At 59.4% G+C, this 26,217-nt stretch carries 21 protein-coding genes and 1 pseudogene; 18 read left to right on the forward strand and 4 right to left on the reverse strand.

The window, feature by feature from the left end:
- Window positions 1–99: 99 nt before the first annotated feature.
- Window positions 100–378, reverse strand: coding sequence for a YheV family putative zinc ribbon protein (locus J3P79_RS00670; protein WP_434607363.1), 279 nt, complete (start codon window positions 376–378; stop codon window positions 100–102).
- Window positions 375–2,426, reverse strand: a complete 2,052-nt coding sequence (gene prlC, locus J3P79_RS00675) for an oligopeptidase A (RefSeq protein WP_434607365.1) — start codon at window positions 2,424–2,426, stop codon at window positions 375–377. The genes J3P79_RS00670 and prlC overlap by 4 nt, the downstream gene beginning before the upstream one ends.
- 99 nt (window positions 2,427–2,525) lie before the next feature.
- Here prlC and J3P79_RS00680 point away from each other — a divergent pair, with 99 nt between their 5' ends.
- Window positions 2,526–3,071: a gamma carbonic anhydrase family protein gene (locus J3P79_RS00680; RefSeq protein ID WP_434607367.1), complete on the forward strand. Its 546-nt coding sequence runs from the start codon at window positions 2,526–2,528 to the stop codon at window positions 3,069–3,071.
- A gap of 96 nt (window positions 3,072–3,167) precedes the next feature.
- Window positions 3,168–3,818 (forward strand): HAD family hydrolase, encoded by a 651-nt coding sequence (locus J3P79_RS00685; protein ID WP_434607369.1) that lies wholly within the window; start codon window positions 3,168–3,170, stop codon window positions 3,816–3,818.
- Window positions 3,819–3,858: 40 nt separating this feature from the next.
- Here the strand turns inward: J3P79_RS00685 and J3P79_RS00690 are convergent, their stop codons facing one another.
- The gene (locus J3P79_RS00690; RefSeq protein WP_434607371.1) at window positions 3,859–4,221 is read right to left on the reverse strand and encodes a DUF6124 family protein; all 363 of its coding nucleotides are present in this window, start codon (window positions 4,219–4,221) and stop codon (window positions 3,859–3,861) included.
- A 656-nt stretch (window positions 4,222–4,877) separates the two neighbouring features.
- Between J3P79_RS00690 and tssA the strand changes: the two genes are divergently transcribed.
- From tssA to J3P79_RS00770, 16 genes and pseudogenes are all read left to right on the forward strand, one after another.
- Complete coding sequence (tssA, locus tag J3P79_RS00695; RefSeq protein WP_434607372.1) at window positions 4,878–6,431, forward strand: type VI secretion system protein TssA; 1,554 nt, start codon at window positions 4,878–4,880, stop codon at window positions 6,429–6,431.
- 32 nt (window positions 6,432–6,463) lie between these two features.
- The gene (tssB, locus tag J3P79_RS00700) at window positions 6,464–6,967 is read left to right on the forward strand and encodes a type VI secretion system contractile sheath small subunit (protein ID WP_434607374.1); all 504 of its coding nucleotides are present in this window, start codon (window positions 6,464–6,466) and stop codon (window positions 6,965–6,967) included.
- 26 nt (window positions 6,968–6,993) lie between these two features.
- Window positions 6,994–8,469: a type VI secretion system contractile sheath large subunit gene (tssC, locus tag J3P79_RS00705; protein ID WP_434607376.1), complete on the forward strand. Its 1,476-nt coding sequence runs from the start codon at window positions 6,994–6,996 to the stop codon at window positions 8,467–8,469.
- A 14-nt stretch (window positions 8,470–8,483) separates the two neighbouring features.
- Window positions 8,484–8,897, forward strand: a complete 414-nt coding sequence (tssE, locus tag J3P79_RS00710; RefSeq protein ID WP_434607378.1) for a type VI secretion system baseplate subunit TssE — start codon at window positions 8,484–8,486, stop codon at window positions 8,895–8,897.
- A gap of 5 nt (window positions 8,898–8,902) precedes the next feature.
- Window positions 8,903–10,690, forward strand: coding sequence for a type VI secretion system baseplate subunit TssF (gene tssF / locus J3P79_RS00715; protein WP_434607380.1), 1,788 nt, complete (start codon window positions 8,903–8,905; stop codon window positions 10,688–10,690).
- Window positions 10,654–11,673, forward strand: a complete 1,020-nt coding sequence (tssG, locus tag J3P79_RS00720) for a type VI secretion system baseplate subunit TssG (protein WP_434607383.1) — start codon at window positions 10,654–10,656, stop codon at window positions 11,671–11,673. Before tssF ends, tssG begins: the two co-directional genes overlap by 37 nt.
- Window positions 11,670–14,255, forward strand: a complete 2,586-nt coding sequence (gene tssH, locus J3P79_RS00725; RefSeq protein ID WP_434607384.1) for a type VI secretion system ATPase TssH — start codon at window positions 11,670–11,672, stop codon at window positions 14,253–14,255. The genes tssG and tssH overlap by 4 nt, the downstream gene beginning before the upstream one ends.
- Before the next feature lie 8 nt (window positions 14,256–14,263).
- Window positions 14,264–15,778 (forward strand): sigma-54 interaction domain-containing protein, encoded by a 1,515-nt coding sequence (locus J3P79_RS00730; protein WP_434611628.1) that lies wholly within the window; start codon window positions 14,264–14,266, stop codon window positions 15,776–15,778.
- A gap of 58 nt (window positions 15,779–15,836) precedes the next feature.
- On the forward strand, window positions 15,837–15,977 hold the full coding sequence (locus J3P79_RS00735; protein ID WP_434607386.1) for a type VI secretion protein: 141 nt from the start codon (window positions 15,837–15,839) through the stop codon (window positions 15,975–15,977).
- An 18-nt stretch (window positions 15,978–15,995) separates the two neighbouring features.
- The gene (gene tagH / locus J3P79_RS00740; RefSeq protein WP_434607387.1) at window positions 15,996–17,183 is read left to right on the forward strand and encodes a type VI secretion system-associated FHA domain protein TagH; all 1,188 of its coding nucleotides are present in this window, start codon (window positions 15,996–15,998) and stop codon (window positions 17,181–17,183) included.
- A gap of 5 nt (window positions 17,184–17,188) precedes the next feature.
- Complete coding sequence (tssJ, locus tag J3P79_RS00745) at window positions 17,189–17,695, forward strand: type VI secretion system lipoprotein TssJ (RefSeq protein WP_434607389.1); 507 nt, start codon at window positions 17,189–17,191, stop codon at window positions 17,693–17,695.
- Window positions 17,692–19,023 (forward strand): annotated as a pseudogene (gene tssK / locus J3P79_RS00750) (type VI secretion system baseplate subunit TssK). Before tssJ ends, tssK begins: the two are co-directional and overlap by 4 nt.
- 5 nt (window positions 19,024–19,028) lie before the next feature.
- Window positions 19,029–19,892 (forward strand): type IVB secretion system protein IcmH/DotU, encoded by an 864-nt coding sequence (gene icmH / locus J3P79_RS00755; RefSeq protein WP_434611630.1) that lies wholly within the window; start codon window positions 19,029–19,031, stop codon window positions 19,890–19,892.
- Window positions 19,893–19,905: 13 nt separating this feature from the next.
- Entirely contained in the window at window positions 19,906–23,364 is a 3,459-nt protein-coding gene (gene tssM, locus J3P79_RS00760; protein ID WP_434607390.1) for a type VI secretion system membrane subunit TssM, read from the forward strand.
- The gene (locus J3P79_RS00765) at window positions 23,364–24,092 is read left to right on the forward strand and encodes a PP2C family protein-serine/threonine phosphatase (protein ID WP_434607392.1); all 729 of its coding nucleotides are present in this window, start codon (window positions 23,364–23,366) and stop codon (window positions 24,090–24,092) included. Before tssM ends, J3P79_RS00765 begins: the two co-directional genes overlap by 1 nt.
- A complete protein-coding gene (locus J3P79_RS00770) occupies window positions 24,089–24,979 on the forward strand; it encodes a serine/threonine-protein kinase (protein WP_434607393.1) in 891 nt (296 codons plus the stop codon). The genes J3P79_RS00765 and J3P79_RS00770 overlap by 4 nt, the downstream gene beginning before the upstream one ends.
- A gap of 133 nt (window positions 24,980–25,112) precedes the next feature.
- Here J3P79_RS00770 and J3P79_RS00775 read toward each other — a convergent pair whose 3' ends face one another.
- The gene (locus tag J3P79_RS00775; protein ID WP_434607395.1) at window positions 25,113–26,204 is read right to left on the reverse strand and encodes an aminopeptidase; all 1,092 of its coding nucleotides are present in this window, start codon (window positions 26,202–26,204) and stop codon (window positions 25,113–25,115) included.
- Window positions 26,205–26,217 lie beyond the last annotated feature (13 nt).

Consider the following 26,217-nt stretch of genomic DNA (forward strand, 5'->3'; position numbering starts at 1 on the left):
CTGGACGTGTCACGGCAGTCTGGAGAGGAAGGGGTTTGGCGCTGCGGTACATATCTATCGCTTCCGGGCCGGGCGGCCCGGAAGGTGATGCCGAAAATGTCAGTCGGTTTTTTTCTTCAACTTGGGGTTGGGAAAAAACTGCACCGCCTGGACCTTCGCGTCCGGCGTCTTGAGCGCGGCCGTATTGACCCGGGTGCCCAATTCCTTGGGCACCGACAGGCCTTGCTCGTTGAGCGTGTCGGAATAACCGCAGGCCACGCATTCGCGATGGGGCACGCCGTCTTCGTTCCACATCATCAACTTGTCCGGCTCACTGCACGCCGGGCAGACCGCCCCGGCGATGAAGCGTCGTTTGGTAATCACTGGCCCCTCACTCATGCTGCCGCGTCCTCGCTCAGGCCGCTATGGCGCAAGAGTGCGTCAATCGACGGCTCGCGGCCACGGAAGTCGACGAACAGCACCATCGGCTCCTGGGAACCGCCACGGGCCAGGATCGCCTCGCGGAAGGCGCGACCGGTGTCGGCGTTGAGCACACCGTCCTCTTCAAACTTGGAGAACGCATCGGCCGAGAGCACTTCCGCCCACTTATAGCTGTAATAGCCCGCTGCGTAGCCGCCGGCAAAGATGTGGGCAAAGCTGTTCGGGAAGCGGTTGTAAGCCGGTGGACGCATCACCGACACCTCGTCGCGCACGCCTTCGAGCACCTCCAATACGCTGCGGCCGTCGCCGTGGGTGGCGTGCAGCTCGAAGTCGAACAGCGAGAACTCCAATTGGCGAACCATCATCAGGCCGGACTGGAAATTTTTCGCCGCGAGCATTTTTTCCAGCAGGTCCTGGGGCAGCGGCTCACCGGTTTCGTAGTGACCGGAAATCAGCGCCAGGCCTTCAGGCTCCCAGCACCAGTTTTCCATGAACTGGCTCGGCAGCTCGACGGCATCCCAAGCCACGCCGTTGATGCCCGACACGCCGGCATGCTCGACGCGGGTCAGCAGGTGATGCAGACCATGGCCAAACTCGTGGAACAGGGTGGTGACTTCGTCATGGGTCAGCAGCGCTGGCTTGCCGCTGTCGGCTGGAGTGAAGTTGCACACCAGGTTGGCAACCGGGCTTTGCAGTTCGCCGTCGAAGGTGCGACGACGATCACGGGCGCCGTCCATCCACGCGCCGCCACGCTTGTTGGCGCGGGCATAAAGGTCGAAGAAGAAGCGGCCGACGTGCTGGCCGTTTTCCTTGATCTCGAACAGACGCACGTCCGGGTGCCAGCTGTCGAAACCTTTCAGTTCAGCGATCTCGATGCCGTACAGACGTTGCACGATGGTGAACAGGCCGCTCAGCACCTTGTCGATCGGGAAGTACGCGCGCAGGGCTTCCTGGGCAACGCTGTAACGTTGCTGGCGGAGTTTTTCACCGTAGAAACCGCTGTCCCAGCTTTGCAGGTCGGGGCAGCCTTGTTCGGCGGCGAAGGCCTTGAGCTGTTCCAGATCCTGGGCGGCGAACGGTTTGCTGCGCTTGGCCAGGTCACGCAGGAAGCTGAGCACCTGGTCGCCGGATTCGGCCATCTTGGTCGCCAGGCTCAACTCCGCGAAATTGGCGAAGCCCAGCAGGTGAGCCAGCTCCTGGCGCAGGTCGAGGATCTGCTCCATCACCGGGCCGTTGTCGTTCTGGCCGGCGTTCGGCCCTTGATCCGAGGCGCGGGTGCAGTAGGCCGCGTAGACTTCTTCGCGCAGGGCGCGGTCTTCGGCGTAGGTCATCACCGCGTAGTAGCTGGGGAATTCCAGATTGATCAGCCAGCCGTCCAATTCCTTGGCTTGGGCCGCAGCGGCCATTTGCGCCTTGGCCGAATCGGTCAGGCCAGAGAGGGCGGCTTCATCGGTGACGTGCTTGGTCCAGGCTTGGGTCGCGTCGAGCAACTGGTTGGAAAAGCGGCTGCCCAACTCGGACAACTTGCTTTGCACTTCGGCGTAGCGCTTCTGCTGCTCGGGCGGCAGGTCGATGCCCGACAGGCGGAAATCGCGCAGGGAATGTTCCAGAATGGTTTTCTGCGCCACGTCGAAACCGGCCGCCTCGGGGCTGTTCGCCAGGGCTTCGAACGCCTGGAACAACTCACGGTTCTGGCCCAGCTCGGTGGAGTAGGCACTCAGCGCCGGCAGGCACGCCTCATAGGCTTCGCGCAGTTCCGGGCTGTTGCGCACGGCGTTCAAGTGGCTGACCGGGCTCCAGGCCGCACCGAGGCGATCATTGAGCTCGTCCATCGCCAGCACCAGGCCGGCCCAGGTAGGCTGTTTGACTTGAGTCTTGAGGATTTCGGCGATGGCGGCACGGTTGTCAGCCAGGATCTGCTCGATGGCCGGTTGCACGTGCTCGGCACGGATCGCCGAGAATGGCGGCAGGTCGTAGGGCTGCAAAAGAGGGTTGTTCACGCTCACGGTTGACACCTTCGCTGGAAGAAACATGGGCCCATCTTAATTACAATCGACCTTCACCGCAGCTAGCAGCGCCTATCAGCCGATAAGAGAGAGCCTATCGTGACCCTTCGCACGTACCAGAACCACAGCCCGAAGCTTGCCCGTGGGGCTTTTGTCGACAGCACCGCGGTGGTGATCGGCGACGTCGAAATCGGCGAAGACAGCTCCGTCTGGCCGCTGACGGTCATTCGCGGCGACATGCACCGCATTCGCATCGGCGCGCGCACCAGCATCCAGGATGGCTGCGTGCTGCACATCACCCACGCCGGCCCGTTCAACCCCGACGGCTTCCCGCTGCTGATTGGCGATGACGTGACGGTCGCCCACAAAGTCATGCTCCACGGTTGCGCCGTCGGCAGCCGGATCCTGATCGGCATGGGCAGCATCGTCATGGACGGCGCGGTGGTCGAAGACGACGTCATCATCGGCGCCGGCAGCCTCGTACCGCCGGGCAAGCGCCTGGAGAGCGGCTTTTTGTATGTGGGCAGCCCGGTTAAACAGGTCCGTCCGCTGACCGACAAGGAACGTGCGTTCTTCACCTACAGTGCCGCGAACTACGCAAAACTCAAGGACCTGCACCTGGCCGAAGGCTACGACCAACTCTGAAGCGCCGAGTGAACCACTGTGGCGAGGAGATAAATCCCCTCGCCACAATTTCATTCATGCCTGTTGAGTGAACTGCACGATCACCTAGGACCCACCATGCACTACCAAACCGTACTCTTCGACCTCGACGGCACCCTCACCGACCCACGGGAAGGCATCACCCGTTCGATCCAATTCGCCCTGGGCAAGCTGGGCATCGACGAACCCGACCTCACCCGCCTCGAACACTTCATCGGCCCGCCGCTGTTGCAGGCCTTCATGCAGTTCTATGACTTCGACGAAGCGAAAGCCTGGGAAGCGGTGAACTTCTATCGCGAACGCTTCAAAGTCACCGGCCTCTACGAAAACCGCGTATTCGACGGCGTCATGCCCCTGCTGGAAACCCTCGGCGGCCAAGGCCGGCAGCTCTACATCGCCACCTCAAAACCCTGGGTCTTCGCCCGGGAAATCGCCCGCCACTTCGACTTCGCCCGGCATTTCAAAGTGATCTACGGCAGCGAACTGGACGGCACCCGCACCAACAAAGTCGAGCTCATCGCCCACCTCCTGGCCGAAGAAAGCCTCGACCCGGCCAACACCCTGATGATCGGCGACCGCAAGCACGACCTGATCGGCGCCCGCGACAACGGCCTTGACGCCGCAGCGGTGGGGTATGGGTTCGGCAGTTTCGAAGAACTGAACGCAGAAAACCCGGTGCACCACTTCCAGACACTGGATGAGTTGCACCGGGCTTTCCTGCGGGGTTGAAAACTAAAGCCCCTCGCCACAGAGGCTTGCGGTGCGGCGGCTAGCGGGGATCGACGTTATCCAACACGCGATTCGCCAACAACGAACTCAGCTCGATCAGTTGCTGAATGCCCAGTAGGACTTGGCGGTTCGAGCCCTCCATATCAAAAGCCAATTCATTGACCATCGCATCGGCTGAAGCCAGGGTTTCGCTGAGGTTTGCCAGCAGGCATTCGTTATCGAGGCCTTTTACAACGGTGAATACCTGGCCGGGTTGGATGTTTTCTTCAGCTCTGGTGGATTTGGGCTTTAGATAAAAGTCCAAAGCGCGTGTGGCGGCTTCTTCGAGTTGCTTGGCGTTTAGACCGCCCAGGTAAGGAGAGTTTGGATCTGCTTCTGGAGGGTTTGGCGTTATTTTGAACATCGGGACTTTACCTCTATTAGGGCCGCCACGATCTCGCTACTAAACGAAAGGAGGCAGCTGTGCGCAAGTTAGTAGACCGGTAAAGTCACCAAACCCGGCGCGCCCGAAGGCGCCTTGCGCACAGCCACCATCAAGTGCAGGCAACGCCTGACTGGATGACTCTCATGCAACCGAAGATGACTAACCGGACTACTAAACCCGACCACTGATGGGCAGTGGCAGAGAAACGATAGAGCCCAGGAGAAAGGCGCACAAGCCGGCGGATTCTGGCGTAGTTGTAGGTAACGGCGCAAGGATACGTAGCCCGACGGACTCATAGTGATCAGCAATTAAACAGTTTCGCAAAACTTGTAGTGATTTTATGCCTGACGTGGCTTGTCTTTGTTTCCAAACAATAGTAGCGAGCCGCTTCTTCGGAAAATTTTATAGCGCTCTGTTGTTAATTACATTCTTGTTTACGGAAATATCCTACATTTTTACCGTACAAAACTTGGCATTCTTCGCGCCGGTCGGAAGGCCGTGGGCGGTGAACACATCTCGCCATAGGCTGCCATTTAACGTGCTGAAATTTCCTACAGGTTGCGCTGAACTTTATATCGCTGTCTGTCCATAAATTCATCAAGCCGTTGCGTCTGAATATTTATTAAAGGCTGTAAATGTCTTATTCCGAAAAACTGTCCGCGCATTACCTGGCGCTCGCCAGCGCACCCATCTCCAGCGAAATCTTTTCGGGTGCGGACGTCCGTTTTTCAGATGAATACGAAGCCCTGGAACGCGAGCTCGGCAAAGCTCAGTCAATGCATGACGCCGGTCAGGTCGACTGGCTGAAAATCCACGAACGAAGTGAAGCCCTGCTGCGTACCCGATCGAAAGACATACGCGTAGCGATCTGGCTGACGTGGGCGTTATATCAGCGAGAGTCGTTCCAGGGGCTACTCGCCGGCCTCGGCCTCTTGCGATATCTGTGCGACCACCATTGGCTGGAGCTTCATCCGGCCAAGGTTAGAACCCGTGCCGCCAGTTTCCATTGGCTGGTGTCGCGCCTGGAAGGGGCGTTGAACGATGACGTTGCGATGAAGAACCAGTTGACCTTGTTCGAAAATCTGGCGGAGCAACTCGAAGCCCTCGATGCCATTTGCATCGCTCACTTTAGCGATGAAGCGCCTCTGCTGTTGCCGCTGTGCCGTCGCCTCAGGAGCCTGATCCTGCGTACCACCGACCTCCCGCCGCCCGGCGCTGTCGGGACCGTGGTCGCTCAGGTGAAGCAAGTCGCCAGCCAGCTACTGGCCTGCGGCGCCCCGGTTGAACATGAAAAAGATGCCCACAAAGCGTTGCGGACTCTGCAGGAAGGCGCACGGCCCTTATGTGCCTGGTGGCTCAAGCAAAAAGCCACGGACCCTCGCGCGCTGCGCCTCAACCGCACGCTGCTCTGGCTGGGTATCGAGACCGTGCCCGAGCGTAACACCGAGCAGATCACCCAATTGCGCAGGCTGCCTGCGGACAAACTCAAGGCGTATCAGGAAGGTCTCCAACAGGGCAATTACGCCGATCTGCTGGTGGACATCGAGGCCAGCCTGGCAAAGGCGCCTTTCTGGTTCGACGGCCAAAGGCTCGCATGGGAATGCCTGCAAGGGCTGGGGGCCGATTTGGCCATGCGTGAACTGGAGATTCATTTCGCCTTGTTCCTCCAGCGCATGCCGAGCGTCCTCGAGCTGCGCTGGCATGACGGCGAGCCGTTCGCCGATCCGTCCACTCGGGCCTGGATCGCTGCCCAAGTCATGCCTCGTCTGGACACATCGAGCGCTACGCCCAGCACGGATGCCATCGACCCCTCTGCGCCTTGGGACAGAGCACTGGAAGAGGCCCTGCTCATCGTGGGCACGGACGGCCTGAAATCTGCCGTCCAGTTTTTCAAGCGAGAAATGCACAGCATCGACGGCGAGCGCGCACGTTTCCTTTGGCGGTTCGCGATGGCGCGTTTGTGCTTCTCGGCCAAGAAATACGAGCTCGCCAAAGTCCAGCTCGAGGCGCTTGACCAGACGCTGCAAGACCCGAGGTTGCACGCATGGGAGCCCGATCTCGCATTGCAGATCTTGCACCTGTTACATCGCTGCTGTGAGTTGTTGCCTCAGAACCACCTCGTGCGCGAGCGCAAGGATGAAACGTACCGCAGGTTGTGTCACCTCGACCTGGAGCGGGTCGTTGAATAGGCCCGCGGGTCTCAATTGTAAGGAAGGAAATCATGGCCAAAGAAGGCTCTGTCGCTCCAAAGGAACGCATCAATGTCACTTTCAAGCCTGCTACCGGCGGTGCCCAGGAAGAGATTGAACTCCCGCTCAAGCTGATGGCGATCGGTGATTACACCCATCGCAAGGATGAGCGCAAGGTCGAGGATCGCAAGCCGATCAGCATCGACAAAATGACTTTCGACGAAGTGCTGGCGAAGCAGGAATTGAACCTGGTCCTGAGCGTGCCAAACCGGCTTCTGGAAGAGGGCGACACCGAGGAGCTGGCTGTGCAACTGCGGGTGAACGCGATGAAGGATTTCAATCCCGCGAGCCTGGTAGAGCAGGTTCCTGAGCTAAAGAAGTTGATGGAGCTGCGTGAGGCGCTGGTCGCGCTTAAAGGGCCATTAGGCAACGCCCCGGCGTTTCGCAGGGCCATCGAAGACGTACTCGCCGACGCCCAATCGCGCGATCGCATATTGGACGAGCTTGGCCTGGCACTCTCAGCCCCGGTCGTTTGATTCTCTTAGCCAAGGAAAGCCGACACATGAATTCCAATGCAGCGCTGCAGCACAGCCAGGAAAACGGCGAGCACAGCATTCTTGAAAGCATCATCGCCCAGACGCGCCTGACACCCGAGGACGACGCTTACGACATTGCCAAGCGTGGGGTGTCGGCATTCATCGAAGAACTTCTCAAGCCCCACAACAGCGGTGAGCCGGTCAAGAAGGCCATGGTCGATCGCATGATCGCGCAAATCGACGCCAAGCTCAGCCACCAGGTCGACGAGATCCTCCACCATGCCGATTTCCAGGCATTGGAATCGGCGTGGCGTGGTTTGCGCTTGTTGGTCGATCGCACCGATTTTCGCGAGAACATCAAGATCGAGATGCTCAACATCTCCAAGGACGACTTGCTGGACGATTTCGAGGATTCGCCGGAAATCATGCAGTCGGGCCTGTACAAGCATATCTACACGGCTGAATACGGCCAGTTCGGTGGACAGCCGGTTGGCGCGATCGTTGCCAACTACTTTTTTTCGCCAAGCTCACCCGATGTGAAGCTGATGCAGTACGTCTCCAGCGTCGCCTGCATGTCCCACGCGCCGTTCGTTGCTGCGGCTGGCCCGCAGTTCTTTGGCTTGGAAAGCTTCGCCGGGCTGCCGGACCTCAAGGACTTGCGTGACCATTTCGAAGGCCCGCAGTTCGCCAAGTGGCAGAGCTTCCGTCAATCGGAAGACGCGCGCTACATCGGCCTGACCGTGCCGCGCTTCCTGTTGCGTAATCCTTATGACCCGCAGGAAAACCCGGTCAGATCGTTCGTCTACAGGGAAACGGTTGCCAACAGCCATGAGCATTATCTGTGGGGCAACACAGCGTTTGCATTCGGCACAAGGCTTACCGACAGCTTTGCCAAGTTTCGCTGGTGCCCGAACATCGTCGGTCCGCAAAGCGGTGGCGCGGTAGACGATCTGCCGTTGCACCATTTCGAAAGCATGGGCGAAATCGAAACCAAGATTCCCACGGAAGTGCTGGTTTCCGACCGTCGCGAGTACGAGCTGGCCGAGGAGGGCTTCATCTCACTGACCATGCGCAAAGGCAGTGATAACGCCGCGTTTTTCTCCGCCAGTTCCGTGCAGAAGCCGAAGTTCTTTGGCTCCGGCGCTGAAGGCAAGGCGGCCGAGTTGAATTACAAGCTCGGCACGCAGTTGCCGTACATGATGATCGTCAATCGCCTGGCCCATTACCTGAAGGTGCTGCAGCGTGAGCAACTCGGCTCGTGGAAGGAACGCACGGATCTGGAGCTCGAACTGAACAAATGGATCCGCCAGTACGTTGCCGACCAGGAAAACCCGAGTGCTGAAGTCCGTGGTCGCAGGCCGCTGCGCGCTGCGCAGGTGCTCGTCAGCGATGTAGAGGGTGAGCCGGGCTGGTATCGCGTGAGCTTGAACGTGCGCCCGCATTTCAAGTACATGGGGGCGGATTTCACCCTGTCGCTGGTTGGCAAGCTGGACAAGGCGTGAGCGGAACCTGGCCCATGACCGGATATGGCAGCCTTTTCGAACGCTTGAATGGCGACTGCGACATTCGTGCAGGCATGAGCCGCGAGGCTTGTGCCGTGGCGTCCGTGGCTGCCCATCTGTCGAAGATGCTCAGCACCCGTGCGGGCAGTGTGCAGGTCGCGCCCGATTACGGATTGCCCGACCTCAACGACATGCGCCTGAGTTTGCACGACGCTCGTTACCGAGCCTGTCGTGCCATCCAGATGTGCATCGAGGCCTATGAGCCACGCCTGAACAATATCCGCGTCACTACGGTGTCGACTCACTCCGACCCGCTTTGCCTGTCCTTGCGCATCGACGCACTGCTGAGGATGGAAGGTCTCAAGCAGCCGGTGAGTTTTGTGGCTGGCTTGGACGGTAGCGGCCAACTCACGGTCAGCCAAGGATAGGTGGCATGTCGTTCAACCACTATTACCAAAGTGAGCTGACTGCACTTCGCCAGTTGGGTCGACGTTTCTCCGAGCGCAACCCTGCGTTGGCCCCTTACCTGGGCCAGGCCGGGAGCGACCCCGATGTGGAGCGATTACTGGAAGGGGTGGCGTTCCTGACCGGTCGTCTTCGCCAGAAGCTCGATGACCAATTGCCGGAGTTGAGCCATTCATTGATGCAATTGCTATGGCCGAATTACATGCGGCCATTGCCTGCGTTCAGCATCTTGCAGTTCGATCCGCTGCAGCGGTCGGGACCCGCGTTGCGGGTAGAGCGTGACACGCCGGTCGAGAGCAAGCCGATCCAAGGGGTGCGTTGTCGTTTTCGCACGTGTTATCCCACCCAAGTGCTGGCTTTGGATTTGACAGGCGTCAGTCACTCGGTAAAAGGCGATGGCTCGGTGCTGAACCTGCGCCTGCAGATGCACTGCGAGGGAAATCTGGGTGAATTGCGGTTGAGCAGCCTGCGCCTGCACCTGGCCGGTGAGCGCTACATCAGCCAGACGCTTTATCTCGATCTGTTACGCAATCTTGAATATATCGAGCTGGTCTTATTGGATGGTGAAGGTCAGCCCGTCAGCGCTACGGACGGCGCTCCCATGACGTTGAGGATTCCCCCTCATCATGTTCAGCCGGTGGGCTTTGCCGAAGAGCACGCATTGGTCCCGTATCCGCTGAATACCTTTCGCGGCTATCGGTACCTGCAAGAGTATTTCGCTTTCCAGGAAAAATTCCTGTTCATCGACGTCAACGGCTTGGAGGTCACCAACGGGTTGCCGCAAGCGCTGCTCAAACAGGTGCGCGGTTTGGACCTGCGCTTCGATATCCGCAACAGCGGTACCCAGCGAATAAAGCCGACGCTGGAGAACGTGAAGCTTTATTGCACCCCTGTCGTCAATCTGTTCAAGCACGATGCCCAGCCGATTCGCCTGGACGGCAAGCAGGAAGATTATCTGTTGTTGCCGGCCCAATACGCCCCCGAGCACTGCGGCGTGTTTTCGGTTGAGAGTGTCACCGGGTGGAGCCCTGGAGGGCTGGGATACCAGGCCTATGTGCCGTTCGAGTCATTCGAACACGACTCCAGTTTCGATGTTCCTGGCAACCGTGCCTACTACAGCATCCGCCACCGCCCATCGCTCCTTCATGGGGGGCTCGATACCTGTTTGAATTTTGACGTGCGGCACCACACCGCCCACGAAACCCTTTCGGTCGAGCTGATGTGCACCAACCGGAACCTGCCCCGCCAGCTCAAGCCTGGCGATATCAACCAGCCCGGTGAAAAAAGTCCTGAGTCGCTCGGTTTCCGCAGTATCGGCCCGGTGACTCCAACGTTCACGCCTCCCCTGGATCGTGATTTCCTGTGGAAGCTCATCAGCAACATGTCGCTTAACTACCTGTCGCTGGCAGACGTCAGCGCGCTGAAGGTGATCCTCCAAACCTACGACTTTCCCCGCTACCACGACGAACAATCGGAGAAAGTCAGCAAGCGTCTGCTGGATGGCCTCAAGTCGATCAAGCATCAGCCTGTCGATCGGCTCCATCGCGGCTTGCCGGTCAGGGGATTATGCACAGAACTGACCATCGACCCTCAGGGGTACATCGGAGAAGGCGACATGTTCGTCTTTGCATCGGTCCTCAATGAGTTCTTCGCGCTTTATGCCAGCCTGAATTCGTATCACGAGTTGCGGGTAAACAGCACACAGGGAGAGGTGTACCGATGGACACCCCGCATGGGCCAGCAGCCGCTTCTATGAGCGCGCTGACACGAGGCATACGTGAGTATTCGTTGTTTCAGGCGGTGCTGCTGGTCATTGACCGGCTGCGCGAAGCCCATCCTCACCTGGATGACGAGCAACTCTATGAGCAGTTGGAATTCCAGGCCAACCCGAGCCTTGGGTTCCCGGCCAGCGATGTCGAATACGTGAAGTTCTTCGAGGAGGATGGGCAATTACGGGCGCGTTTGTGCCTGAATCTGATGGGCCTGGTGGGCGCGGGATCGCCATTGCCGACCTTCTATGGTGAGCGGGCGTTGAGAGGGGGGCGCGACAACCCGACTCGCCAGTTTCTCCATCTGTTCAATGATCGTATCCAGCGCCTGATGTTACCTATCTGGCGTAAATACCGTTATCGGGCGAGCTTTCGCAATGGGGCTCGGGACCCGTTTTCCGAGCAGCTTTTTGCGCTTGTCGGCCTTCGGGGCGAGGCCATTCGCAGGGGGACCCAACTGAACTGGAACCGCCTGCTGCCTTACCTGGGGCTGCTGAGCCTTCGGGCCCATTCGGCGGCTTTGATCGAAGCGGTACTGCGTTATTACTTCAAACACGCCGAATTGAACCTGGAACAGTGCCTCGAACGTCGGGTGGACATTCTGGAGGAGCAGCGCAACCGCTTGGGAAGGGCCAACAGCCTGCTGAGCGAAGAGCTGGTGCTGGGTGAGCGGGTTCGTGATCGCAGCGGCAAGTTCCGCATCCATATTCTTGAGCTGGATTGGCAACGCTTTCATGAGTTCCTGCCGATCGGTGTCGCTTATCAGCCGTTGTGCGCATTGGTGCGATTCACTCTGCGCGACCCCCTTGAATACGACATCCGCCTGGTCTTGCAGCGGGACGAAATACGCCCATTGCGCATCGGCGAACGGAACACCTGCCGATTGGGATGGGCCAGTTGGCTGGGGCACGAGCAGGCCGATGGCGTGGTGACCCTCAGCAGTAAAATTCATCAGGAAGCGACGAAATGATCAACGTGGACCTTCAGCAACTCATTCAGGCGCTGGACGCTGATACTCGCCGCGACCTGGAACGCTCGGCTGAGCGGTGCGTGGATCGGGGCGCAAGCAAGGTCCTGGTGGAAGATCTGTTGCAGAGTTTGCTGGAGCGAGCACAAGGGTTGCTTGTGCGTGCGTTGCAGGATGCCGGGATAAGCGCGAGCGAGCTGGACGCGACCTTGCAGCCACGTGCGGAACACGGCGCTTCGCGTAACCCGGTCTTCGCGCCGGAGTTGATCCAATGGCTCCAGGATGCGCTGCTGTTCGCCAATCTCGAACTGGGCCAGAGCAACGTCACTGAAGGCGCATTGATCCTGGCCTTGTTGCGCAACCCCGGTCGTCATGCCGGCACTCGTTATCAGTCTTTGCTCGCCCGGTTGAACATCGAGCGGCTGAAAGCGTTCGCCTTGTCACAACGGGCTCAACAAGAGACGGGTCACGCCAGGGCTCAAGACGATTCGCTTCTGAAGCGCTTCACCCACAACCTGACCCAGCAGGCCCGTGACGGCAAACTGGATCCCGTGCTCTGCCGGGATGGCGAAATCCGGCAGATGATCGACATCCTGTCTCGTCGGCGCAAAAACAATCCGATCGTGGTGGGTGAGGCAGGCGTGGGCAAGACAGCAATCGTCGAAGGGCTGGCCCTGCGCATCGCTGCCGGGGCAGTACCGTCGGGGCTTGAAGATGTGGAGGTCTTGTCGCTGGACATGGGCCTGCTGCAGGCAGGGGCCAGTATGAAAGGCGAATTTGAGCGGCGGCTCAACGGTGTGATCGAGGGTGTAAAAGCGTCGCCCATCCCCGTCATTCTGTTCATCGACGAAGCCCATACCTTGATTGGCTCAGGTGGAAATGCCGGTGGTTCCGATGCGGCCAACCTGCTCAAGCCGGCCCTGGCTCGTGGTGAGCTGCGCACTATCGCGGCGACGACTTGGACCGAGTACAAAAAATATTTCGAGAAAGATCCAGCCCTTTCCCGTCGTTTCCAACCGGTGCAATTGCACGAGCCGACCATCAGCGAGGCGGTGACCATCCTGCGGGGGCTGGCCCGAGTCTACGAGGCGAGCCATGGCATCTATCTGCGCGATGATGCGGTGGTGGCGGCGGCGCAGTTGTCGGCCCGCTACCTGGCGGGCCGCCAGTTACCGGACAAGGCGGTTGATGTGCTGGATACCGCGTGTGCCCGTGTGCGCATCAGCCTGGCTGCCGCACCGCAGCGCCTTGAGCGCCTGCGCGGCGAACAGGCCGAAGTCGAGCGACAGCGCCAGGCGTTGTGTCGCGATGCAGAGGCCGGCTTGTCAATCGATACCCAGGCATTGGAAGCGCTGCGGGTGAGATTGGAGGCCATTGAAGGTGAGTGCCAGTTGCTGGAAGTCCAGTGGACAGAGCAGAGGATTCTGGCCGAACGTTTGTTATCGCTGCGCCGGCAACTGGCTGGCCTTCGGGAAAACCGGGCGGACAACTGCTTGGAAATCGAAACGCTGGAAGCGGCGTTGCACGAAACCCACATCGCGCTGGTGGATGCTCAGGTTGGGGAACGCCTGGTCAGTTTTGAGGTGTGTCCGCGCTTGGTGGCGGAAGTGATCAGCGCATGGACGGGTGTCCCGCTGTCGCAGCTGGCCAGCGAGCACAACGTGAGGATCGCTCGTTTCGCGGCAGATCTGCGCACGCGTATCAGGGGGCAGGAGCCAGCGGTGCAGGCGCTTGATCGAGCCATGCGTGCAACCGCCTCGGGCTTGAACAAGCCCGACGCTCCAGCGGGTGTATTTTTGCTGGTAGGGCCGAGCGGGGTTGGCAAGACCGAAACGGCATTGGCCTTGGCAGACTTGTTATACGGAGGTGACCGGTTCATCACCACGCTCAACATGGCCGAGTTCCAGGAAAAACATACGGTTTCGAGGCTTATTGGCGCGCCTCCGGGATATGTCGGATTTGGCGAGGGCGGGATGCTCACCGAGGCTGTCCGACAGAAGCCTTACTCGGTGGTGTTGCTCGATGAGGTCGAAAAAGCCGACCCGGACGTGCTGAATCTTTTCTATCAGATATTCGATAAAGGTTTGGCCAACGATGGGGAAGGGCGGGAGATCGACTTTCGCAATACGCTGATTCTGATGACATCGAACCTGGGCAGCGAGCGTATCGGCGAGTTGTGTCAAAACGGGGAGGCGCCGAGTGCCGAGCAACTCGAAGAAGCGATTCGGCCGTTGCTCAGCAAGCATTTCAAGCCGGCGTTACTGGCCCGCATGCGGGTGGTGCCGTATTTCCCTGTAAGCGGCTCAGTGCTACGCGAGTTGGTGGAAATAAAACTGGGTCGTCTGGGCGAGCGGCTGCACCGTCGTCAGTTGGACTTCAGCTATAGCACGCAGCTTGTGGATCATTTGGTCGAGCGCTGCACACGCAGCGACAGCGGGGCGCGGTTCATTGACCATCTGCTCGATCAGCATCTGGTGCCTGGGTTGGCCGACGGCTTGCTCGCGGCCATGGCAAGCGGCGAACAGCCGCGGCAGGTTCACGCCACTCTCAATGAGCAAGCCCGCGTAGCGTGTGAGTTCAGCTGATGAGTGCACTGTTCACCCATCTGCCTCAGCCGTTGGCTTATGCCGAAGCGCTGCTCCAACAGTTTTCCAGCCTTTGGCGGGCGGCGGACGATGCCACCCTGCTCGGCGATTTCATCAAGGGCGCGGCGCGGCTCAGCGGTTGTGAACTGGCGCAGTTATATCTGTTGGATACCGCGCGCTGTCGTCTGGAGTTGGGTATCGAGTGCCTGGAGGGCCTACAGCAGTTCCGTGATCTCGACAATTCACCTTGCGATTATTACGGTGAGCAACTGCTGCAATTCGTCCTGCGCCAAAACCGTACGGTATGCCTTGGTGCGTTGAGCGACAGCCTGCACGATACCTGTTTCCTACCGGTCCGCGCTGCGCCGTGGCAGTCGCTGCTCTGTGTGCCGCTCACCACCGCAGACGGAATCAAGGGGTTGCTGGTTTGCGCCAGCACCCAGCAGATCGACCTGCAGGGATTCGCTGATTCCCTCGGCTCTTTGGGTGCCTTCGCGCTCAACCAGATCCACCTGCGGCAGCGCCGGCGCCGGCCCGCCGGAGGAGACCAGTCCGGCGCCCTTGACCTGCCGAGCGCCAACGGCCTTGGCCTTATCGGCAAGAGCGCGGCGATGCGCCAGACTTGCCAACTCATCAGCAAGGTCGTGAACAGCCCTTATACGGTCTTGCTGTATGGCGAGACGGGTACCGGCAAGGAAGTCGTCGCCCGGGCCATCCATGATCTCGGTCCACGTCGCGCGCAGGCGTTCATCGTCCAGAACTGCGCAGCACTTCCGGAACATCTGCTGGAAAGCGAGCTGTTCGGTTACCGCAAGGGAGCATTTACCGGCGCCGATCGGGACCGCATCGGCTTATTCGATGCGGCTGACAACGGTACATTGTTGCTCGATGAAATCGGTGACATGCCCTTGTCCCTCCAGGCCAAGCTGTTAAGAGTTTTGCAGGAGGGAGAGATTCGTCCGTTGGGTTCTAACCACACCCATAAAATCGATGTTCGGATCATTGCCGCTACCCATCGGGACCTGAAGCTGTTGATGAGTGAAGGCAAGTTTCGCGAAGACCTGTATTACCGCCTCGCACCGTTTCCAATCCAATTGCCAGCGCTGCGTCAGCGTGGTCCCGACATCATCGAACTGGCCAGGCATTTTGCCGACAAGGCCTGTGTCCTACTGCAACGAGACTTGGTGAATTGGTCCGACGCGGCGCTGGCTCACCTGGCTGCCTACGATTTCCCCGGAAACGTACGTGAGCTCAAAGGCATTGTTGAAAGGGCTGTGCTCTTGTGCGAAGGCGGCGAACTACTCGTAGAGCACTTCGCCCTGCACATTGAAAACCCACCCGGTCGAGGTTGCGCAAGCCTGCGAGAACGGATGGGGCAAATCGAACGCAGCCTGGTGATTGATTGCCTGCGCAAGAATTTCGGTAACCAGACGCTGACGGCTCGAGAGCTCGGCTTGCCGCTGCGCACGCTGTTGTATCGGATGAGTCGGCTGAATATTCGCCGCCAGGACGCTGAAGTCTGATCCCGAACTTTTAATTCCTATCCCTTCTTCTGACTCATTTATTTTCAGGACACTTCGAATGCCTGCTCTCCCTTGGCAAATCTTCCTGCTGACCGTTGTCGTGTTGTTCGGCCTCGGTGGCTGCAATGGAAACTACAAATTCAACGACAGCACTTATCGCCCTTTAGGTGACCCGCAAGCGGTAAATCGCGGTAAGTGATCGCAAGGAGGAACATCGGTGGAAGTCATTTTCGAAAGGTTGGATGCCGGGCAATTAGTCAGTCCGAACCCGTGCCGGAAAGTTTTCGGGACGGCGGGCGGTGTAATTGGGCGAGGCGAAGAGTGTGACTGGGCTATCCCGGATAACGAGCGCCTCTTGTCCAAGCGTCATGCACGGGTGAGTTTCCAGGGAGGCATGTTTTTTCTCACCGACATCAGCGGCAATGGCGTATTCCACCGCAAAAACGGTACCCGTTTGCCCAAAGGCGAGCGGGTGCCCATCAGGGATGGAGATATCTACGTCATGGGCGAATGCGAGCTCCTGGCGCGGTTGATGGTGCGTTCGGGTAACGGTACTTCAGAGGCCAGCCGTTCGGTGTCGACCGGCAATTTCATTCCGGACAACGCGTTCGTGGGGCTCGATCCGCTGATAGGCCTCGATCAGCAGGAGCGTGTGTTTTCAGAAATAGATGGGTTGATCGACCCCTCCGGTATGCCCGCTTACGGCTCGGGACGTTCGGACCATGTGCGTATCGATATGGAAAACCTGCGACTTCCGGAGCTGGTCGAAGCGGATAACCAGCCGGAGCCTCTCCTGACGCCCGAACCCTGCGAGTCAGCACGCGAAGATTTCTGGCTACGTTTCGGTAATTCGCTGGGCATGGACCTCGGTGATCTGGACGACGAGGCCCGCGAAGCTTTGGCGGTCAACGTAGCCCTGTTGCTCAAGCAAAGCGTTGATGGCTTGCAACAGAGTCTGCGTACTCGTTCCGAGTTGAAGAACGAGCTGCGCCTGGCCCAGACCTTTTTCCAAGGGCCTCGGAAAAATCCATTGAAGTACACCGATGACGCCCTGCCGGTGTTGTTGCAGCCAGGCGTGCCATTCCAATTGTCGGCCAGCGAGGCCATCGCCCGCTCATTTGATGATCTTCGGGCCCATCAAGTGGCCTTGCTCGCCGCCAGCCGCGCGACGATGCGCGGGGTGCTGGAGCATTTTTCGCCTCGCCAATTGGTGTTGCGGATGGAGCGCGAGCAACGCCCTCTCATCAGGACGTCAGGCGGCCTTTGGCGCGCATTCGGTCGTTATCACCAGGCGCTGTGCGAAAACGATGACTGGGTAGAACGCCTGCTGGCCCGGGATTTCGCCAAGGCATACGAAGAACAGGTCCGCCTGGTTTCCACTCTGCAAAACGACCTTCATGGATGACGTACATGTCTGGCAGCACCCTGTTTCTTTTCAAGACGCTGGCGTTGGCGTTTGCGGTTACGACGTCGATGGCCGGCTGCGCCAGCCTGTCGCCGTTTTCAACGATGACCAAACTCAATCTCACCCTCACAGCCAGTGATCAGCTCAACCCGGACCTCAACGGTCGACCGTCCCCGGTCGTGGTGCGCCTGTTCGAGCTCACGCATCCGGTGGCCTTTGAAAACGCCGATTTCTTCAGCCTCTATGACCGTGCCAGGGAGTCATTGGCGCCTGACTTGGTCACCAGCGAAGAGTTGGAGTTGCGCCCAGGCGAAACGGTCACGCTCAGGCTCGACATCGCAGGGGGCGGTCGTTACGTCGGGGTGCTTGCGGCGTACCGTGACCTGCCCAGGACACAGTGGCGCCATACGCTTCCCGTCGCTGCGGCAGGTGTGACCGAAGCGAACCTGATGCTTGATCAAGACGGCATCGCCATCCATCCCGAAAGCCGTGCCAGGGCGGACGACCAATGAGCCACGATAAGGTCATCTGGCAGGAAGGGATGCTGCTGCGCCCGCAACACCTGCAGCACAACGATCGATACTTCGATCATCAGCTCAAGCTGCGAACACGATTGTCTGGGGGTTATGCCTGGGGCTTCCTCACGCTGGAAATCGATCCGCAATTTCTGAACATGGGCCGGCTGATAGTCAACTGGGCCTCGGGTGTCTTGCCAGACGGCAGCTTCTTCGAATTGGACGGTAATGCCGAACCAATGGTCCTCGAAGTGCCGACTGGCACCCGCAACACGCCGATTTATCTGGCCCTGCCGCTCGTGACCGGCAATCGGGTGGAATCTCGTCGTCCCGAGCAAGCCGACGTGCTGGCGCGCTATATCATCTATGAAACGCAGGTGACTGACTCCAACGCCGCAGACGCTTTCAGCAGCCAGATCAGCTGTGGCCGACCGGATGTACGCCTGTAGCTGGGCGAGCAACAGGGCGATCAGGTTTTCGTCAAATTGAAAGTGTGCGAAGTCCTTGATACCACGCCTGATGGTGCGATCAGGCTCAACGCGGATTTCGTGCCCGCGTTCATCCAGGCCAAGTCATCCGGCTACCTGCTGTCGTGCGTCAAGGAAGTCATTGGCATGCTTGGCCATCGGGGCGAAAGCCTCGCCGAACGCATTCGCTCCAACGGGAAAGCGGGTGCGGTGCAAGTCGGCGATTTCATGATGCTGCAGTTGATCAACCGTACCGAATCGTTGCTGCGTCACGATCTGGACCTGGAGCAGGTGCACCCTGAAACCCTCTATCGAACGCTGCTTTCTCTGCTCGGTGACCTGGCGACCTACTCGACGGACAGCAAGCGCCCTTCGTTCGATCACCGCTACCAACACAGCGATCTTGGCGCGTGCTTTCGTAGCCTGATGCAGGCAATCCGGCAGGCACTGTCGATGGTGCTCGAGCAGCATGCCATTGAGCTGCAGTTGCAGACTCGCCAGTACGGAATCAGCGTTTCGCCAGTGCATGACCTTTCGCTGCTGGACTCGGCTTCGTTCGTACTGGCCGCCAGCGCCCAGTGTGACAGCGAAGAACTGCGTCATCGCTTGCCCTCGCATCTCAAGATCAGTTCGGTGGAACGCATTCGCCAGCTGGTCAATTTGCATTTGCCGGGCATCAAAATCAGGCCCCTGCCCGTGGCGCCAAGGCAAATCGCGTTCCATGCCAACAAAACCTATTTCCTCCTCGAACCCAGTGTCGAGGATCTTGCTCAAGTGAAACGTTCAGCAGGCTTTGCATTTCATGTGTCGGGTGAATTCGCTGAGCTGGAGTTGAATTTTTGGGCTATCAGGAACTGACTGAAATGGATAAGGCAATTCCTCGAGACGATATGACCGTCTTGCTCGATCATCACGGACAGCGCCCGACTTCGGGACCTTTGACCGATGCTGTCGCGCCGCCTCGCATTGAACAGTTGGAAGATCGAATGATTTATGCCGCACGCCAGCCACGGTCCAGAAGGTTCGTGACCAGCCTCAATCCTCTCGTGGCGGCAGCGTCAGGGTTGCTGGCCCAGATGGTGTCGCTCAAACAGGGCCGCGACCGCGCCGACCTGAATGACCTCAAGCAAGAGCTGACTTCAGAGCTGAAGCAGTTCGAAGCTCTGGCATTGGAGGCAAACATCGAGCAAAGCGAGCTGGTCGCCGCGCGCTACGTGTTGTGCACGGTCCTTGATGAAGCCGTCGTCGTCACGTCGTGGGGATACGGGAACGGTTGGTCACAGATCAGCCTGCTCAGCACGTTTCACAATGAAACGTTCGGCGGCGAGAAAGTTTTTCAGTTGCTTGATCGCTGGTCTAAAGACCCTGTGAAGCACTTGCACGTACTGGAGCTGCTGTACCTGTGCCTGTCTTTGGGGTTTGAGGGCAAGTATCGGGTGCAGGCGCGCGGAGGACTTGAACTCGTCGGCATCCGCGACGCGCTGTACCGCTCGATCCGTCGGGTACGCGGCGATGCGCCGCGCCAATTTTCGCCCCATTGGGAAGGTCTCGTTGCCCCGCGTCGCCGTGCGGCGCGCGTTGTTCCTGCCTGGACCGTGGCGTTTTTCACTCTGGTCTGCCTGGGCGTGATGTATGCGGGCTTTGCCTGGGTATTGAATCAACAGCGCGAAAACATCCTGCAACCCTATCAATCATTGGAGCCGATCGTGGCTCAACCGCTGCCGTAAACAGGGACGTGTCATGAAATCGCTTTTCAGAAAAGTGGGGGCCTGTCTTCGCCAGACTTGGGCCTGGACGTTGTTATGCGCGCTTTGCACAGGCGCACTGGTCTGGTTTTTCGGGCCGTTGCTGGCGATCGATGATCACAAGTTCTGGGCATCACCGACGGCACGCCTGTTGACGATCAGCTTACTGTTCCTGGGGTGGGGCCTGGGTATGGTTTTTTTCAACGAGCGGTCCGGGGTGATGGAGAAATCCAGTGAACCCGATGTGAACCCGTCTCGCGGTCTTGCCCAGGCCAAGGTCGACGATGAGCGGCGACAACTTCGCTCGCGCTTCAAGCGGGTGTTGAAAACGTGCTCAGGCTCATATTGGCGTCGCGGCAAAGGCTGTCGCAACGACTTGCCGTGGTATTTGCTGATTGGCCCGGCTGCCAGCGGCAAGACCAGCCTCCTGGATAGCTCGGGCCTGGAGTTTGCGCTCGATGGAACGGAGCGAAAGCCTTTGTTCGATGGCGCAGGCACCCGTGATTGCGACTGGTACTGTTCCGATCAAGCGGTATTGATGGACACCGCCGGACGCTACCTGACCCAGACGGATAAGGACGTGGATGGTAGCGCCTGGCATGTCTTGCTCGAACTCCTGCGTCGAGGTCGACGCGGTCGACCTCTCAATGGTGTGCTGATAACCGTACCTACCGAAATCCTGTTGCGGGGGGCTGAAGAGGAGGTCATCGACCTGGCCGGCCAGATTCGTGGTCGCCTACGGGAGGTTCAACGACAACTGCGCACTAACGTGCCGATCTACTTGGTGCTCAGCAAGGCGGACAGCATCCCTGGCCTCACTGAGTTTTTCGATTCGCTGACCCGCGAGGAAGCCGATCAGGTGTTGGGCGCGAGTTTCAGTGGGGCTCCGCGCGGTTGCGACATGGCCATGTTGCGTGGCGAGTTCGAGGCGCTCTTGCAGAGGCTCAACAGCCAGTTGCTCTTGCGTTTGCATCAGGAGCGCGACAGCGAACGCCGTGGCCTTATCCTGGATTTTCCACAACAACTGGCGCAGCTCGGCCCTCACCTGTGCCTGCTGTTCGAGCTGGCGTTCAAGGGCGAGGCGTGTCCGCTGCGGGGTTTTTATCTGACTTGCGCTGCTGCGCCATCTCGCCTGGCAGGCGAACAGGTTTCGCAGTCACGTAAAGGTGCCAACGGACGGTTCATCCATCAACTGCTCACCAGAGTCATTTTCCCGGAGGCCGATTTGGCGGGCCCCGATCGGCGTGCACGAAACCATCCTATTGGGTGGCGGCATGCTATCTACCTAGGCGCGCTCTCTACCCTTGGGCTGCTCGGATTGTTGTGGGCAAAAGGTTATTCGGCTAATCACGAGCGCCTGGAACACCTGCGAACGTTGGCGCAACGTTGGGACCAGCACCGTTCGGCGCCGGTGGCAAAGGATGATCCCGTCGCCATGCTCGAATCGCTTGATATCCGTTTCAAGGCAACAGAGGTTTTTCCATCCGCCCAAGCGGTGCCGCTGTACGAGCGTATCGGTCTGTACCAAGGGGAGACGGTCAGTCCCGCGGTGCTCGGTGCCTATGAGCGCGAATTGAAGACGCAGCTGCTACCTCGGGTTGCGCAGATGTTGGAAGAGCACATCCACGGTAACTTGGGTGACCGTGAGAATCTGCTCAACAGCCTGCGCGCATACCTGATGCTGGCCCAGCCTGAACATCGCGATCGCCCCTGGCTCATGGACTGGGTCGCTCGCGACTTGTTCCTGCGCTACCCCGGGAATACGGCGATGCAGAGCGGCTTGAGTGCCCATTTCGAACGTTTGTTGGAGCAGCCTTTCATCCTGGAAATCAAGCCGCTGCTGGTGGCCCAGGCGCGGGAAGCGCTGCGCAGTGAATCCTTGGCGACAGCCGTTTATCGGATGCTGCGGGAGCAGGCGAGCCACCTTCCGAAATACAGCTTTGACCAACACGTTGGCCCACAGGGGACCTTATTGACTGGCACCGATCATGTCATTCCAGGTTTTTATACTCGCCAAGGTTTCGAGCAATATTTTTCAGTTCAAGGCACGAGACTGATCAGCGGGTTGCTGCGCGACAATTGGATCCTGGGGGAAGGTGCAAGCCTTAGCGGCAAAGACATGCGCCAGCTCCTGGTCGAGCTCGAGCAATTATATTTTCGTGATTATGCCGACCGCTGGAGCGAAGCGATTGGCCAGGTGACCCTGCAAACAACGCACAACACAGGCGAGATGGCCGATCAGATGGGGGAACTGACTTCAGCTCATTCGCCGGTTCTGCGATTGCTGGTGCAGGTGCGCGAGCACACTCGCATCCAAGGCCTGGTCGAACCCATGGACACGTCAACACAAACGCCTGGGAACAGCGAAAAAGCCGTTACGCAACTTGCTTCGGCCGCCGCAAAAGCCGCCGATTCGTTGGCAATGGCACTGCCGGATACCGGGCAAAAATCCCTGCGACGGCGTTTCGAGCCGTTGCACCGCTTGTTGGAACCTGACAACAGCCCCTCTGCGGATCTGACCTTCGCCCTGCGGGCTCTTGATGACACCCAGGCGCAGTTGGCGACGCTGGCCCGGGCCAGCGATCCGGAGCAGGCCGCATTCGAATTGGCAAAGCGCCGCATGGGTGGCCAGCGAGACGCGCTGGCAAGCCTGCGTAGCGCGTCGACTCGTTTGCCGCGCCCATTCGACGGGTGGTTCAACGGGTTGGCCGACGATAGCTGGCGAATCGTACTCAGCGATTCCTACCGTCACCTCAACCAGCGCTACCAGGGCGATCTGTACGGTTTTTACCGCAAGGCAATCAGCAAGCGATATCCGTTCAACGCACACAGTGCCAGTGACGTGGCGATCAATGATTTTCGCGAGTTCTTCAAGGATCAGGGCATCGTCGACCGATTCTTCGACAGTTATATGCGTCCTTTCGTCAGCGGTACTCCTGGAAACTATCGCCTGCGTAGCATCGATGGCCAGAGCTTGCCCATGTCCAGGACCTACCTGGATCAAATGGCGGCGGCGCATACGATCCGCCAGGGTTTTTTCATCGAGAACCCAGCCGAGCCACAGGTGCAATTCAAGCTTGAGCCCTACACGCTCGACCCGGCCGTGAGTCGATCGGAATTTCGTTTCGGCGACAAGACGCTGGAGTACCGCCACGGGCCGATACAGCCGCTGGCCTTCACTTGGCCAACTGACGCCCAGGGCGGCCGGACTTCCCTGGTATTGGACAGAATGGCCGGTGGGCGGGGCGTCGGTATCGAAAAGAATACCGGGCCGTGGTCGCTGTTTCGGCTGCTCGACTTGATGCAGGCCGAGTACCTGAGCGGCCGTGATGTGCGGGTGCTCAAGGCTGATCTGGGTGGGCTGCGGGCTAACTACCTATTGACGAGCCAGCGCACGCCAAACCCTTTTGATATGAAGGTGCTGCGCACATTCAAAATGCCGGCACAGCTCTGATGCATCACGTCAGCGTCTGGCGCAGTGCCGCGCGAACGGACATTGGCAAGGTTCGTCAACGAAACGAGGATGCTTTCCTGGAATGCCCGAAACGGGGGTTATGGGCAGTGGCTGACGGAATGGGCGGTCACTCGGGTGGCGATATCGCCAGCCAACTGATCGTCGCCAATCTGGCCGATCTACCCCTGTACGGAAACTTTGACGCGCACTTGAACGCCGTGCGCCAGTGCCTGCGTTGGACCAACCGGCGGTTGAGCCAGGAGCTGACCGTCAATGCGGCAAATCCGCTTGGCATCATGGGCAGCACGGTGGTGGCGTTATTGCTGGAAGGTCGTCGCGCCGCTTGTGTCTGGGCGGGCGACAGTCGCTGTTATCTATGGCGTCGTCAGCGGCTGTATCAACTGTCGCGGGACCACTCGCTGCGCCAGCAGTGGGTCGTTGAGGGCCGTCTCAGTCTCGACCAGGCAAATGCTCACCCCGCCGCCAAGGCGCTGACCCGCGCGATAGGTGCTTCGAAAGAATTGAATTTGGAAGTACTCGAGCTGGATGTTCAGCGTGGCGACAAGTTTTTGTTGTGCACCGACGGCCTGTATCAGGATCTCGGCAGCAAAACGCTTGGCGATGCCATGGGCTTGCCGTCCCCGAGCCGGGTGGTGGAATGTCTTTTTGAAGAGGTCCTGAATGGCGCTGCGCGGGATAACCTGACCGCCGTGGTGATTTGCGCTTGAGCCGTCTTGAGCCAACGCTGCAGATTTCTCGTGACGCAAAAGTGCCGAAAATACTTGCGGGTCGCTATTACCTGGAGCGCTTGCTCGGAGCCGGTGGGATGGGCGTCGTTTATCGCGCCCGAGACTTGCTTCATGAACAATTCGGCGATCCGGACCCCTACATTGCGCTGAAGATGCTCGGCGAGGCGTTTGAGGAGTCCCCCGACGCCAGCGTGCTGCTTTACAGCGAATTCGCGTTGACCAGGCGTTTGCTTCATCCAAACGTTCTACGGCCCTACACCTTTGAGGTGGATGCCGCTCACCGGCGTGCGTTCATCACCATGGAGTTGCTGCGCGGCTCGACGCTGGACAAGCTGCTTTGTGAGCGCCCCCTCGGTTTGCCTTGGCCTGAACTGAAAACGATAGCCGTGCCGCTGCTGGACGCCATCGCCTACGCCCATGAACGGGGCGTGTTGCATGGCGATATCAAGCCAAGCAATGTCATGTTGGGCGAAGAGGGTGTGCGCTTGTTTGATTTCGGCCTTGGCCTGGCCGAAAAGGGGGCTTTGAAAGAGTTGGCCTTTCTGAATCGCCAACGCCTCAACGCCTGGACCCCAGGCTACGCCGCCCCCGAATTGCTTGAGGGCGCAACGCTCTCCGCGCCCGCCGATCTCTACAGCCTGGCTTGCGTGCTGTACGAACTCGCGTGCGGCAAACATCCGTACCAACGTTTACCTTCGAACCAGGCCCGCGATACCGGGATGGAGCGCCAGCTCAAGGCACCGAGAAACCTGCCCCGGCGTTGCTGGGTGACGTTGCGCGAGGCGTTGGCCTTCGATCCGAGTCGCCGCAACATCAGTGCCGCGCGGTTGCGGGACGCATGGGCGGGTGGAGCTTTTTGGCGGTGAGGGGCTGTTGGGTTTGTCGTTCAGTTGGATAGGCGTTGTTTGATAGGCCGCTATCGCGAGCAAGCTCGCTCCCACAGGGGGAGCTGCGGTGCTTTGAAGGTTGGCGCGGGCGCTTGCTCGCGATGAGGCCTGTTCAATCGTTCGCGGTTTTGGGGGCAGCCAATGCCTCCAAGGCGGCTTTGCGCTCATCGCCGGGCAACCGGCCGAGCTGTTCAACCGCGCTATAAAACGCCATCCAACTCCCGCCCCCACGCTTGAACAACGCCGCAAACGCCGGCACCCATTGGTCATACAGGCCGAAGGGCAATAGCCGGGCGTTGTTCAGTGGCGCATAGACCCAGGCGTCGTAGCGTTTGTCGCCGTTCCATTGGCTATCGCGCATGCGTTCGTAGTCGGCGCGCAGGCGTTCGAATTCCGCGGCCTTGCGCTGGCGCATCTGCTCGGCCGGCAGAGGCTCGGCGTAGAGGGTTTCCAGGCGTTGGCGGGTGTCGAGGATCAGTTGGATGAACTGGTCGCGCTGGCGCAACCGGTTGCCGTTTTCCGGCGCCAGCCCGCGATGGGCGCGCCATTGGCGGGTGCCTTCCTGTTCGACGAAGGTGGCGAAGGATTCGTTGAATGCCGTGTCGTCCTTCACGTAGACGCGTTGGTGCGCCAGTTCATGAAAGATCAGCGTCGCCAGGCGCTCGTCGCCCCAGTGCAGCATCGAACTCAGGATCGGGTCGTTGAACCAGCCCAGCGTCGAGTAGGCCTCCACGCCGCCAATCGACACATCCATGCCCTGCAACTGCTGCAACGCGGCCTCGCCTCGGGCGGCGCCCTGGCTGTAATAGCCGCGATAGGCCACGCAACCGGCGATGGGAAAGCAATGGGTTTGCGGGGCCAGGGAGAATTCCGGGGTGGCGAAGACGTTCCAGACGACGAAGGGGCGACCTATGTCGGCGTACAGGCGATAGCTTTTGTTATCGGGCAGGTGCAGTTGTTTGCTGGCGAACTCGCGGGCCTTGCGGGCCTGGGCCAGGTGAGCGCGCAGTTTCGGGTCGCGGGTGGGGTCGGCAATGACGCGGTCGATTGGCTCGCGGGCTTGCAGCAGTCGTACTTGTCCGCTGGCGAGCTGGCTGTAGTAGCCAGCGCTTGTGCAACCGTTGAGTAACAAAAGCAGGAGGGCTGGAAACAAAATCCGCAAAACACGGTCGAGTAACCGATGGCTTGAACGCTGCCTGATCAATTTGGAATCACCC

Source organism: Pseudomonas sp. R1-7 (assembly GCF_051132105.1).
In the GTDB taxonomy this organism is placed as follows: domain Bacteria; phylum Pseudomonadota; class Gammaproteobacteria; order Pseudomonadales; family Pseudomonadaceae; genus Aquipseudomonas.

Bases quoted from the DNA above. Each gene is read 5' to 3' on its own strand.
- J3P79_RS00735 (WP_434607386.1), top strand. From the start codon at position 15,837: ATGCCTGCTCTCCCTTGGCAAATCTTCCTGCTGACCGTTGTCGTGTTG.
- J3P79_RS00690 (WP_434607371.1), bottom strand. From the start codon at position 4,221: ATGTTCAAAATAACGCCAAACCCTCCAGAAGCAGATCCAAACTCTCCT.
- J3P79_RS00765 (WP_434607392.1), top strand. From the start codon at position 23,364: ATGCATCACGTCAGCGTCTGGCGCAGTGCCGCGCGAACGGACATTGGC.
- tssB (WP_434607374.1), top strand. From the start codon at position 6,464: ATGGCCAAAGAAGGCTCTGTCGCTCCAAAGGAACGCATCAATGTCACT.
- tssA (WP_434607372.1), top strand. From the start codon at position 4,878: ATGTCTTATTCCGAAAAACTGTCCGCGCATTACCTGGCGCTCGCCAGC.
- tssC (WP_434607376.1), top strand. From the start codon at position 6,994: ATGAATTCCAATGCAGCGCTGCAGCACAGCCAGGAAAACGGCGAGCAC.
- tssE (WP_434607378.1), top strand. From the start codon at position 8,484: ATGACCGGATATGGCAGCCTTTTCGAACGCTTGAATGGCGACTGCGAC.
- tssJ (WP_434607389.1), top strand. From the start codon at position 17,189: ATGTCTGGCAGCACCCTGTTTCTTTTCAAGACGCTGGCGTTGGCGTTT.
- tssM (WP_434607390.1), top strand. From the start codon at position 19,906: ATGAAATCGCTTTTCAGAAAAGTGGGGGCCTGTCTTCGCCAGACTTGG.
- tssG (WP_434607383.1), top strand. From the start codon at position 10,654: ATGGACACCCCGCATGGGCCAGCAGCCGCTTCTATGAGCGCGCTGACA.
- J3P79_RS00685 (WP_434607369.1), top strand. From the start codon at position 3,168: ATGCACTACCAAACCGTACTCTTCGACCTCGACGGCACCCTCACCGAC.
- J3P79_RS00670 (WP_434607363.1), bottom strand. From the start codon at position 378: ATGAGTGAGGGGCCAGTGATTACCAAACGACGCTTCATCGCCGGGGCG.
- tssH (WP_434607384.1), top strand. From the start codon at position 11,670: ATGATCAACGTGGACCTTCAGCAACTCATTCAGGCGCTGGACGCTGAT.
- icmH (WP_434611630.1), top strand. From the start codon at position 19,029: ATGGATAAGGCAATTCCTCGAGACGATATGACCGTCTTGCTCGATCAT.
- tssF (WP_434607380.1), top strand. From the start codon at position 8,903: ATGTCGTTCAACCACTATTACCAAAGTGAGCTGACTGCACTTCGCCAG.